The sequence below is a fragment of the Algoriphagus sp. NF genome (assembly GCF_028823735.1).
GTDB classification, from domain to species: domain Bacteria; phylum Bacteroidota; class Bacteroidia; order Cytophagales; family Cyclobacteriaceae; genus Algoriphagus; species Algoriphagus marincola.
The window spans coordinates 24,576-36,523 of the sequence record NZ_JAPEIB010000041.1 but is presented as its reverse complement, the minus strand read 5'-3'; the positions used below and the strand labels follow the sequence as shown (position 1 = coordinate 36,523).

Genomic DNA, 11,948 nt, shown 5'->3' with positions numbered 1-11,948 from the left:
GACTCATTATTGCGGCTGTCTACCCATACGTGCAACATCACGAATAGTCATATAATAAATATTCTATCGAAAAATTTTATCCGCACGAAACCTAATTTGTCAATTTTTGAAAATTAGACATGGTTATTTCAGTATTTCAGTGAAAAACAGTGCCTTTCACAAAAAAAGGCGTCAATTTTTGAATAAATAGAAGTTCTAGAATATAAAATTTCCTAGGATTGGGTTTTTTGCTCAGATTCAAAAAAATCATCCATTTCCCGGATTTCCTCGAAGCTTGGATCGTAAAGCATCCATCGATAGAGCTCTTCATTGAGTGAAACTGCCCGCTTAAGTTGAATCAAGGCCACTTCCTTCTGACCGGCATTAATTGCTAGAAGCGCCAATCCATAGTATCCATACCCAAAGGATCTATCCTGGATCACCGATTCTTCAAATGCGATCGAGGCCTGAGCAAAATCACCAGCAAGAAAGAATGCCAGTCCTTTATTGAAAAGGTCTTTTGCATTATCAAAAGAATAATCAAATCGTAAGGTAGCAAGCTTGTAATCTCCACGGATAATATCCAAAGCTCCCCGAAGAGCTTCATTCCTTTTTAAGAAGTCTGCATTTTTCGTGAGAGTGGATGCCTCGGAAAGCAATCTGTAAGCCTCCCAGAAGTTTCCTCTCAAGGCTGATATTTGACCTTTATTATGTAGAGAGTACCCATTAGGCTCCAATCGAATAGCCTGGTTGAGAAGCCATTCTGCCTCAGTCCATAGATTCTCTTTGATATCCTCATCAAAAGTTCGCTGGGCTTCCCTCATTTTTATTACCGCTAGATTATTATAAGGTAATACCGAGCGAAAAAGCTCTGTCATTTTGGTATAAATTTCAGTCTTCTCGTTCATCCTGGCAGAAGACTCTGCTGCGGTAGCCCAATCCACAAAACTCAATTCACTGACTGATGAATTACCGTTCAGCTCTTTTTCCAAAATAGCCATCTTCTGCATGCCTATCCCCCTCCCGGGTTTGGCTCTGACTTCTATTTTGGCAGCTCTAAGTTTAGGGTACAACTCTCTCGATACTTGATCAAATCCCCTGACTCTTTTGAGGCTTTCCTGCTGAGTCAGGTAATCCTCTCCGTTCATTAAAATATCATACAACTGATCTTTGACCGATGTTGAAACTTGTTCATAATCCCTCAGCAGTAGTCTAAAGTCAAACCAATCGTTCCACCTGGCTTCTAAGTCTATCAGAGAGTCCCTCAAAATGATGTTCTTATTCAAAATCGCGGACTTTACTGCTTCCGCTCGTTCCATTCCTAGTCGGCTTGATTTGCCCTCTTGATTTTCCGGAGATTGAATCCCGGTAATTTTAATGGAAGTTATGTCAGGATTCGCTGTTACAAACTCACGCAACTGGCTTAGCTGAGCTTCATTCGCTCGAGTAGCCTCAAAATCAGAAGATCCTGGCCGAAACTGAATCAGGTATGTCACGGTCTGATCATTCCCTCGGTCCGCGACTCCTCCGGGAATAAAAAGTCCAACATCTTGAATCTCTTCACTGGGAGCAAACCGACCAACTTTCGCTAAAAAGGGAGTGGTAATGATTCCTTTAGCCAACACCCTTTTTTCAAATGGTTCGGACTGTTCTCTTTTCCCCTGAAAAAATGACAATTCTAGAAAACTCTCCTGCATCCAGGGCTCAAAAGCAAACCGATAGGATTCGCTGAAAGTATATTTCGAGAGGTTTTTTTCTAGGGGTATTTCTCCCAATTCTAAAATATTACCTGCAGCTTTCAGGGAAAGCGTCAACCTAGGATTTCGGGGCGTGACTACGGATTCTATCGGAATACTGCCTTCGAGTTGAAACCGTACTGAATCTCGAAAATATTCCAGTTTAGCCGGTCTTAGGTTTACTTCTTCGATAAAGCGATATTCTTGAGCAGAAGCTGACCATCCTAAGAAAAAAAAGAGGAGAAAGATGATTTTTTTACAGTTTTGAAACAATCGGGCAGGCATTTTGCTTTATAGTTCCTAAATAATTTTTTTATACATTCGAATACTAAATCAACACAAAAATGGAAAAATTAAAACTGTTTTTCGAAGAAAGAGCATTCGGAGTTTGCTCTCGATTGGGTGAAAAACTCAATTTTCCCATTGATAGTATCAGACTCTTCTTTATTTATTCATCCTTCGTCACTATGGGTTCACCGATCATTATCTACGTGTCGATGGCCATGATGATGAAGATTCGAAAGTACTTCAGAAAAATGAATAACCCGGTTCTTTTTGATTAAAGGTCAGAGAATTTCTTTTTTCCTCTGAAAAAGAAATCCAGAAAAACATACTTAGAAGGCCCCAGGAATGGGGCCTTTTTTATAGCACTTCTTTGGAGGAATTCTTTCCTCATTTTAAAAAATCCTGTGTACCCTTTCCAAACTGCATGAGCAGAATCCCTTTGACCTTTTAGCAAATAACCAAGAGCAGCAATTCCTTCTAAAATGGCCTTTTGCCCAAAAATCCACCAGAATCTTGTTCTGCTTTCATTTTTGTAAATCATGGCTAGGCTATTTCTGATATTCAATTCCAACTTTCGCGGACTACTTCTATCAAGGGTCGCCCCTCCCAAGTGATATACTGCTACTTTTCCAGTATAACCCATTCTAAAACCTTCCCGTCTCATACGCACACAAAGATCTATTTCTTCCATATGGGCAAAAAAGCGCTCATCAAAGCCCTGGAATTGATGAAATAGATCACTTTTGATCACAAAACAGGCTCCTGAGGTCCAGTCAACCTCCAAATCATCGTCATACTGACCTTGATCTATTTCTATCTCGTTCCAAATCCTACCTCTGCAGTACGGGTAAAAAAGATGGTCTAAAAAGCCTCCCCCTGCTCCGGCATAGTCGAAAAGCCTCTTGTCCTTCGCCGATAGAATTTTTGGTTGAGCAGTAGCAAACTGCCGATTCGTCTCTAAAAATTGGACTAAATCTTGATCCCAGCGGGAAGTAACTTCCACATCTGAATTGAGCAAAATATAATATTGATAGTCACCTTTCAGCTGCGCCAGGCCCTGATTGTATCCACCGGCGTACCCAAAGTTCTGACTAAGGCGAATTACCGAAATCTGAGGAAATTCCTGCTCAAGAATGGCAACCGACTCGTCCTGACTGGCATTGTCAATCACCCACAGATCAAAAGTAGAATACTCTACAACTCCAGGCAGGAATCGCTTGAGCATCTCAGCTCCATTGTAGTTGAGAATTACAATGGCGCAGTGGTTCATCGAAACATTCCTCCCAAGTCCATTCCAGGAATATTTGGCATCATTCCTTCTGTGGCCGATTTCATCTCTTCCTTGATTTTCCCTTCGATTTGCTCCATGGCAATGTTGGTAGCCGCTACGATCAAATCACTCAGCATCTCTTTGTCCTGAGGAGTAATCAATGATTCATCCATATCGATCTTGACCACTTTGCGATCTCCATTGACGGTCACCTTTACCATTCCTGCTCCAGCTTCTCCTTCGGCAGTCAAGTGTACCAATCGCCCCTGTACCTCTTTGACCTTGGCCTGTACTTCCTTGACCTTATTCATCATATTCATGAAATCAAACATAGCTCTTGTATTTTAATTCTTTTTTATTTCTAAAAACAGAATATTATTCTGTAAAAGTGATTTTTATACAACCTATAAGTAAATTTTCTGTAACCCTAGCCTAATTTTCTCTGTTTTTATTATTTGTAACCAAATTATCCATCATGAGAACAATAGAACAAATCGAAAAGGAGCAAGTCAGCATGATCAATTTTGCCAAGCAGGACGTTCTTTCTGACCCTCAAGCCATTAAATTAAGAATGGCAGACCTTCATCGTTCACAAACGCTCGGCAATCTACTTCAGACCAAGGTCCGATTGACTTTTCGATCCATCGACGAGCAAGTTTACGAAGTCCATACGACCGTTTGGGCTGTAGGTTCGGACTTTGTGGTTCTTAAAGGAGGAGTTACAATACCTATTCGCTCCATCCTTCGAGTGGAATGATTAGATCAATCGATTAATCGCATCCTCCACTTTCATGGATTCCTGCTCTCCGGTTTTAAGATTTTTGAAAGCGATGGTCTCGTTTTTTATTTCATCGTCACCACAAATCGCCACGAATGGTATTCCTTTTTTGCTTGCGTAGTCGAGCTGTTTCTTCATTTTGGTCAGATCCGGGTATACTTCTGCCCGGATTCCTTGAGTTCTGAACTTACTCAAAACTCCCAAGGCATATCCATAGGCCTTTCTATCGAAATGTGCCAATAATATCTGAGAACCTGTCAGCGTCTGATCCGGAAATAATCCCAATTCCTCCATGACATCATAAATCCGATCAACACCAAAGGAAAAGCCAACCCCTGACATGTTTGGCATTCCAAACACCCCTGTCAAATCATCGTAACGTCCACCTCCACTCACAGAACCGATCTGCACTCCGTGAGCCTTCACTTCGAAAATAGCTCCTGTGTAGTAGGATAGCCCTCTTGCCAGTAGAAAATCCAATACCAAATGCTCTTGATCTGTACCAAGATTATTTAGTAGCTGAAGCATCTCTTGAAGCTCTTTGATCCCTTGTAGTCCTATCTCACTCGCTTGAAGAAAGTCCTCCAAGAAGTTCAGTACTTCAGAGATACTCTCTGCATTACTTTCAAATAAGGGTGCAAGCTTTTGAATCGCAACCGAACCAAAACCTCTTTCTAATAACTCCTCCTCTACTTTCTCACGGCCAATTTTATCCAATTTATCAATCGCCACACATAGCGGTCCTTCTTTTCCAGCCTCACCGATGACCTCTGCAATTCCTGTCAGCACTTTTCGATTGTTGAGCTTAATGCTGTAGTCCTGAATTCCCAACTTTTCGAAGACACGCCGAATCATCAAAATAATCTCCGCTTCGCAAAGCAGACTGTCGGTTCCAATCACATCAGCATCGCACTGATAAAACTCTCTGTATCGTCCCTTCTGTGGCCTATCTGCTCTCCAAACAGGCTGAATCTGAAAGCGCTTGAACGGAAAAGTCAATTCATGCCGATTCATCACCACATACCGGGCAAAAGGAACGGTCAAGTCATACCTTAGCCCCTTTTCCGCCACTTTGGATAAGGTAGATGCTGCTCCCTCTTGAATATCTTGTGGAGTTACTTTTTTGAGAAAATCCCCGCTATTTAGAATTTTAAACAGCAACTGATCTCCTTCATCACCATATTTTCCTGTCAGGGTGCTGAGATTTTCCATCGCAGGAGTTTCCAATTGTTCGTAGCCAAAAAGTCGGAAGGTTGCCTTGATAGTATCCAAAATAAAATTTCGTTTGGCCATTTGAACCGGGCCAAAATCTCGCGTGCCTTTGGGCAAAGTTGGTTTCTGCATGGAACTCTTTGGTGATTGAAAAGCCAAATTTACCCAAAAAATTACGGAAACACCCGACGAATCAAGGAATTCCCAAATTATTTCCTTTAGGGTTTTAGGCTTTGAAGAAATGTTTTTCTACCTTTGCCGTCCGATTCGGATCTAACACATTAAAATATATTGTCATGGCAGTTACTACTCTTAAAAGAAAACTTCGAAGAAAAAGACAGAGTCAAAATACACGCGTCGCTCAAATCAAGCAGCTGACCGCGAAGCCTGTCATCAAAAACGTAGACGTGGAAGAATTGAAAAAGTCTTTCGACAAATAATAAAACTAAACCACATTTTAGAAGCGGCTTTTTGCCGCTTTTTTTTTGTCCGAACTACCTCCCTCGCCTTCCAAGTTCGACAACATTTAAGTTTTTTACCTTTCCATCTTCCAATTCAAAAAGCAGAAAAGTACGCATCTGATGAAATCCCTGCTGGCCAATTGCTCCTGGGTTCATATACAGGCAATTAAGCTTTTGATCAAACTCTACCTTACAAATGTGGGAATGCCCACAAATAAATACCTGAGGCATTTCGGCCTTGATCCTAGGTAGAACCCCTTTCGCGTAGCGTGGTGGTTTTCCCCCAATATGGGTCATGAGCACTTTTACACCTTCCACCTCAAAAGCATTCCACTCGGGATAGCGAGCCCGGCAGTCTTCATCATCGATATTTCCAAAAACCGCACGAATCTTTTTGCTTTTTGGTAATTGCTCCATCGCCTCTTGAACTCCAATATCTCCTGCGTGCCATATTTCATCGACACTTTCCAAGTATTGGAGTGTTTTGTGATCAATGTAACTGTGGGAATCAGAAATCAGCGCGATTTTAGTGGACATTTGTGGAGAAAGGAATTAAATTCTCCTCGAATATGTATGGAAAGTACCGCACTCAAAAATTCAACACCATGAAAATTTATCAAAAAACTCTTTTTATCGCCCTTTTATTCATGGGCAGCGTCTTTTACACACAGGCACAAACCGCCAAAGATTCAGCGAAAGTTGTCTCTGTAGAAAAGTTTGATAAACTTATAAGTAAGAAAAAAACGACGCTACTTGATATTCGGACACCAGAGGAAATGGCAGAAGGTCATATTCCAGGAGCTGGAAATGTGGATTTTCTTGCCGAGGATTTCAATGAAAAAATTCAAGAACTAGACAAATCCAAGACCTACTTACTCTACTGTCGAACAGGTAAGCGTACTGCCAAAGCCGGAGCTGCAATGAAAGCAGCTGGATTCAAAAAGGTCATCATGCTAGATGGCGGAATTACGGCATGGAAAGAAGAAAATAAACCAGTTAAAGAATGAGCATTCAATCTATCAATCCCTAAACAGGAAAACTTTTAAAGGAGTACGATTTATATGATGAAAAACAAATAGAAAAAGCCTTATCCCTTGGCCAAGAAACTTTTCAAGATTGGCGGAAAGAGGAATTCAAGAAACGAAAAGAATTAATGCTTGCTGCAGCCGCTGAGCTTCGGGAAAATCAGGAGGAATATGCGCTTTTGATCACCAGGGAGATGGGCAAAGTAATTCAGGAATCTAGAGCTGAAATCGAAAAGTGTGCATGGGTATGCGAGTATTATGCCGAGAAAGCCGAAGAATTTTTATCAGCTAGAGCTATTTCCTTGCCTGACGGAAAAAAGGCCAAGGTTTTATACCAGCCATTGGGAATAGTCTTAGCCGTTATGCCCTGGAATTTTCCGTTTTGGCAAGTTCTCAGATTCGCAGCCCCGACCCTGATGGCAGGAAACGTAGGAATCTTGAAACATGCATCCAATGTACCTCAATGTTCTTTAGCAATCCAGCGGGTTTTTGAAAATGCAGGCTTCCCAAAAGGAACTTTTCAGTCCCTTCTGATCGATTCTAAAGCTACTAATGAATTGATAGCAGACCCAAGAGTAAAAGCAGTCACGCTCACTGGTAGTGAAAAAGCAGGCGCGGCCGTAGCCTCAAATGCAGGCAAGCACATCAAAAAATCACTGCTTGAATTGGGGGGAAGTGATCCATTTATAGTGCTCGAAGATGCCGATGTGGAGAAAGCTGCCAAAACAGCCGTCAAAGCAAGAATGATCAATTTTGGGCAAAGCTGCATTGCCGCTAAGCGATTTATCGTTGTAGAGGAGGTTTTTGAATCTTTTTTGGAAGCTTTTACTGAAGAAATGAAAAAGCTCAAATCCGGAAACCCTGAAGACGATGATGCTGACTTTGCCTGCATGGCAAGGCCTGATTTGGCGAAGGAACTTTACGAGCAAGTCAAAAAAAGTGAAGAAGCCGGCGCGAAAATTATTTTGGGTGGCGGCAAGCCGGCTGAGGGCAAAGCAGCCTTTGAACCAACCATTCTGATCGACATCCCAAAAAACAGCCCCGCTTATTCTGAAGAGCTATTTGGGCCTGTGGCGACAATTTTCAGGGTAAAAAATGAAAAGGAAGCCATTGCACTTGCCAATGATTCTGAATTTGGCTTGGGAGGATCACTTTGGTCCCAAAACCTAAATCGTGCAGAGACTCTAGCCGCTCAGATTGAGACAGGAGCAGTCTTTATCAATTCCATGACTGCTTCCAATCCACACCTCCCTTTTGGAGGAGTCAAAAAGTCAGGATATGGGCGAGAATTAAGTCAGGAAGGCATTCGGGAGTTTGTAAATGCAAAAACCGTCTTCCTCGGCTGATTTAATGCCACAATAGCCTCAGCTATTTTTGCTTTTGAGGGATTCCTTCCTATTTTTACGAGCCATAATTTTGACCTAAAAAATGAGAGAAATACAGTTTCGAGAAGCCCTCAGAGAGGCCATGTCTGAAGAGATGAGACGTGATAAAAACGTCTTTTTGATGGGTGAGGAAGTAGCAGAATACAACGGAGCCTACAAAGTGTCTCAAGGAATGCTTGACGAGTTCGGTCCTGAGCGCGTTTATGATACTCCTATTTCTGAATTGGGATTTGCAGGTCTCGGTGTCGGAGCAGCCATGAATGGCCTTCGTCCGATCATCGAATTCATGACCTTCAACTTTTCTTTGGTAGCCATCGATCAGATTATCAACTCCGCTGCCAAGATGTATGCCATGTCAGGCGGAGCATACTCAGTGCCGATTGTCTTCCGAGGTCCTACCGGAAATGCCGGTCAGCTAGGTGCTACACACTCTTCCAACTTCGAAAACTGGTTTGCTAATACGCCGGGTCTGAAAGTAGTCGTACCTTCTAACCCTCATGATGCAAAAGGATTGCTCAAGTCCGCAATTCGGGACCCAGATCCGGTGATTTTCATGGAATCTGAATTGATGTACTCCGACAAAGGAGAAGTGCCTGAGTCAGAATACCTTCTTCCTATCGGAGTAGCAGATATCAAGCGAAAAGGAAAAGACGTGACTTTGATTTCTTTTGGTAAAATGATGAAAGTGGCTCTAGAAGCTGCAGAGCAAATGGCCAAAGAAGGGATTGATTGTGAGGTGATTGACCTACGAAGTGTCCGTCCGATCGATTACGCTACTTGCGTAGAGTCTCTCAAGAAAACAAACCGAGCAGTCGTAGTAGAGGAAGCCAATCCAGTAGCGGCTATTTCTTCTGAATTGACTTATCATTTCCAGCGATATGCTTTTGACTATTTGGATTCTCCGGTGATTCGAGTGAATTCAATGGACATCCCACTCAGCTATGCTCCTACCTACATCGATGCAACCATCCCAAATGTAGAGCGAACAGTAGCAGCCATCAAAAAAGTAACTTATAAGGATTAATCCTATTAAATTTTCAAGCACAAAAAAGCCCTGACCTAGCAGTCAGGGTTTTTTGTTACCCAATCTATCTATCTACAAAAAAGGGGCTGAGTCAATAATGAGCCAGCCCCAATTATCTTGAATCTGGATTTTATTTTAGCGGTTTTGGTTCATTTGTCCATTCATGCCGCCATCATCTCCTCCTTTAAGGTCATCATTGCTGACGGACTTCTTTTTCCTTCTGTCATTCATCGAAAGCTTTCCGATTCGGTAACTGAAGTTGATTTTGAAGTTCATATTTCGAAGGGCATTGGTGCTGTTTTGAATAATTGTAGGCGTGATCGTTTCGTTTCGAATAATGAATTCACGGGCTAAGAAGTTTTCAACTCCAAATCCAATACTTCCACGCTTCTCTTGGAACTGCTTATTGAAACTCAATCCATAAGCTGCGAATCCTCCGCTTGTTCCCTGCAACTGCACTCTTCTACCTCTGGCAAAGGTGAAAAGCTGTGCCTGCCAGTCTTTAGGCAGAGTATAGTTTGCGAACATCCGCCCACTGATGACCCATCCTTCATTTTTCGCAGCCGTCATTGGATCGGACAATCCATTGTCAAGCATGCTGTAGAAAAGGTCCATTCCGCCATTAAGTGAGAACTTATTATTGATATTCACATTGGCAAAAATGTTGGTACCTACTGCTTGCTCCTGACCGATATTTTCGAATGTGGTATAGATTACATCATTCTCCTGAAGTGTTTGAACTGCTTGAATCGAACCGGTGGTGTTCCGGTAGAATCCAGTGAAGTTCAACATAGTCCCTTTGATGAAAGTACTGTATCCCAACTCGAAATTATCGGTGAATTCAGGATCCAAAACTGGATTACCCTGAGTAATCTGCTGTGGATTGACCGCTTCGATGTTTGGATTCAAGAATCGCAAAGAAGGACGAGCCAATCTTCTATTGTAAGCTGCTTTGATCAAGTTGCCGTTCTTTAATTTTCGGCTGGCATTTAAGCTAGGAACCAAAGAACCATATGAAGGAATATCCACATCAAATTCATCAGAAAAATCTGCAGTAATCGTCGTGTACTCATAGCGCACACCAGGCTTTAAGGTGTAGTTTTTCAGGAAGTTAAAAGTGTATGAAATATACCCTGCCGTCACATTTTGATCATAGCTGAATTCGTTGCTTAGTGTCGGGTCAACCAATTCAATAAACTCACCATTGGCACCTTCTCCTCGGAAATACGCAAAGTCAGAAAAAGCTCTTCGTGTAATCGTCTTCGCACCATATTCCAAGATCTGCTCTCCGTTTTCACCCATTGGTGTCACAAAGTCTAGCTGCGCTGTAAATTCCTCGTTTCGGCTTGGGTTATCATTTTTCAGACGAGAGTCGATGGTTTGGAAGTCCTCTTCAAAAAGTGTGTTGATGAAGAAATTCTCCCGATTATCACGGCTATACAAAGTCAAGAGGCTGATTTCCTTTCCTTTTTTGTCAAAAGTTCTGGTGTAGTTCAAACTCACATCCAATGAATTTGACCGATCCTCAGAATTGGTTTCACGAAGCGCTGAGCTCAAAAGCGTTTGTCCGGAAAATCGCTGTGTCAGGAAATCATTTTGTACATTATCAGAATTTCTAAGACCAAAATTGGCAGAACCCGTAATGAAGTTGTATTTGTTGATTTCGTAATCAACCCCGAAATTATATCTACCAAACATGAAGTTTCGCTCGGTATCTGCAGACTGTGTAACTCTCGTCTGAGAACCATCTGGATTTAAGAGAAGCTGGGTGTTTTCAAAGCTTCCAAAAGTATTGTATCCTGCACGACCAAAGCCTCCGAGAGAAAAACCAAATTTTCCAATTCTAGCACCACCATTTAAGCCCAAATTCGATCCTCGAAGACCCACACCACTATTGATGCTTAGGGTCATTCCTTCGAGGTTATTTTTCTTAGTCACGATATTGATGACTCCCGAAGTACCTTCTGCGTCAAATCTTGCTGAAGGAGAAGTAATCACTTCCACTTCTTTAATCTCATCTGCTGGAATCTGACGAAGTGCATCCGTAATGGAGCTTGCAGCAATAGCGGAAGGTCTATTGTCGATCAAGACGGTAATATTGCTGCTTCCACGCATGGAGACATTGCCATCTAGATCTACAGAAAGCATAGGAACCCGACGAAGTACATCTGTCGCATCACCACCAGCTACCGTTTTATCATTTTCAGCTTTGTAAATCGTACGATCTACCCTCTCTTCGATCAATTCCCGCTGACCTTGAACGGTCACTTCTTCCAAAGCCACACCTTCATCAGACATGGTCAATTCACCTAAATTGATATCACCGGTTAGGCTTTCGACATTAATATTATCCACTACAAGGGTTTCATATCCTATGAAGGTGAGTTGAAGCGTATATTCTCCCAATTCAAATCCTGTGATAAAAAATTTGCCATCGCCATCAGCTACGGCACCCGCCATGCTGACATCCATGCCTTTTTTGTAAAGTGCCGCTGTGGCATAGCCAACAGGGTCGCCAGTTTTTGCATCCTTGGCAATCCCTACGATACGGGCTGGTTCTTTGCCATCTTGCTGCGCCAACAGGATATTATTGCCAGCAAGGATTAGGACAATTGATAGTAAATTGAATAATTTTTTCATGGTTTTGTTTTCAAATAAAGAGCTGTCACTCATTCAATACCCCAAAACAAATAGCTTTGTTGTTGATAAAAGTGTCCAATAGACCAAACCCCAAGACTAATCGACAAAGCCGATATTTCATCAGATGAATATTCACCGCTTCCCTACTTTGAG

Annotated in this window: 11 protein-coding genes and 1 pseudogene; 6 read left to right on the top strand and 6 right to left on the bottom strand. The window is 42.1% G+C overall.

Annotation, left to right across the window (positions count from 1 at the left end; translation table 11 throughout):
• Positions 1–212: 212 nt before the first annotated feature.
• Positions 213–2,000, bottom strand: coding sequence for a TPR end-of-group domain-containing protein (locus OU792_RS15925; RefSeq protein ID WP_134200669.1), 1,788 nt, complete (start codon positions 1,998–2,000; stop codon positions 213–215).
• 59 nt (positions 2,001–2,059) lie between these two features.
• Here OU792_RS15925 and OU792_RS15920 point away from each other — a divergent pair, with 59 nt between their 5' ends.
• Entirely contained in the window at positions 2,060–2,278 is a 219-nt protein-coding gene (locus OU792_RS15920) for a PspC domain-containing protein (RefSeq protein WP_024281691.1), read from the top strand.
• On the opposite strand, the gene OU792_RS15915 is transcribed toward OU792_RS15920, so the two are convergent.
• A complete protein-coding gene (locus tag OU792_RS15915) occupies positions 2,275–3,270 on the bottom strand; it encodes a glycosyltransferase family 2 protein (protein WP_134200668.1) in 996 nt (331 codons plus the stop codon). The genes OU792_RS15920 and OU792_RS15915 overlap by 4 nt on opposite strands.
• Complete coding sequence (locus tag OU792_RS15910) at positions 3,267–3,602, bottom strand: YbaB/EbfC family nucleoid-associated protein (RefSeq protein ID WP_024281689.1); 336 nt, start codon at positions 3,600–3,602, stop codon at positions 3,267–3,269. The genes OU792_RS15915 and OU792_RS15910 overlap by 4 nt, the downstream gene beginning before the upstream one ends.
• Positions 3,603–3,745: 143 nt before the next feature.
• Between OU792_RS15910 and OU792_RS15905 the strand changes: the two genes are divergently transcribed.
• Complete coding sequence (locus OU792_RS15905; protein ID WP_024281688.1) at positions 3,746–4,027, top strand: hypothetical protein; 282 nt, start codon at positions 3,746–3,748, stop codon at positions 4,025–4,027.
• Here OU792_RS15905 and hisS read toward each other — a convergent pair whose 3' ends face one another.
• Positions 4,028–5,392, bottom strand: coding sequence for a histidine--tRNA ligase (gene hisS / locus OU792_RS15900; RefSeq protein ID WP_134200666.1), 1,365 nt, complete (start codon positions 5,390–5,392; stop codon positions 4,028–4,030).
• Between the two features lie 164 nt (positions 5,393–5,556).
• Between hisS and OU792_RS15895 the strand changes: the two genes are divergently transcribed.
• A complete protein-coding gene (locus OU792_RS15895; protein ID WP_165967632.1) occupies positions 5,557–5,700 on the top strand; it encodes a hypothetical protein in 144 nt (47 codons plus the stop codon).
• Between the two features lie 54 nt (positions 5,701–5,754).
• Here the strand turns inward: OU792_RS15895 and OU792_RS15890 are convergent, their stop codons facing one another.
• Complete coding sequence (locus tag OU792_RS15890; RefSeq protein WP_134200664.1) at positions 5,755–6,258, bottom strand: metallophosphoesterase family protein; 504 nt, start codon at positions 6,256–6,258, stop codon at positions 5,755–5,757.
• A 68-nt stretch (positions 6,259–6,326) separates the two neighbouring features.
• On the opposite strand from OU792_RS15890, the gene OU792_RS15885 reads away from it, so the two are divergent.
• The 3 genes and pseudogenes from OU792_RS15885 to OU792_RS15875 all read left to right on the top strand — a co-directional run bounded on the left by OU792_RS15885 (position 6,327) and on the right by OU792_RS15875 (position 9,155).
• Positions 6,327–6,728, top strand: coding sequence for a rhodanese-like domain-containing protein (locus OU792_RS15885; RefSeq protein WP_165967631.1), 402 nt, complete (start codon positions 6,327–6,329; stop codon positions 6,726–6,728).
• A 35-nt stretch (positions 6,729–6,763) separates the two neighbouring features.
• Positions 6,764–8,092, top strand: a pseudogene (locus OU792_RS15880) (NAD-dependent succinate-semialdehyde dehydrogenase); the annotation flags it as partial.
• An 82-nt stretch (positions 8,093–8,174) separates the two neighbouring features.
• Positions 8,175–9,155, top strand: a complete 981-nt coding sequence (locus OU792_RS15875) for a pyruvate dehydrogenase complex E1 component subunit beta (protein WP_134200662.1) — start codon at positions 8,175–8,177, stop codon at positions 9,153–9,155.
• 135 nt (positions 9,156–9,290) lie between these two features.
• Here the strand turns inward: OU792_RS15875 and OU792_RS15870 are convergent, their stop codons facing one another.
• A complete protein-coding gene (locus OU792_RS15870) occupies positions 9,291–11,795 on the bottom strand; it encodes a TonB-dependent receptor domain-containing protein (RefSeq protein WP_134200660.1) in 2,505 nt (834 codons plus the stop codon).
• Positions 11,796–11,948: the final 153 nt, after the last annotated feature.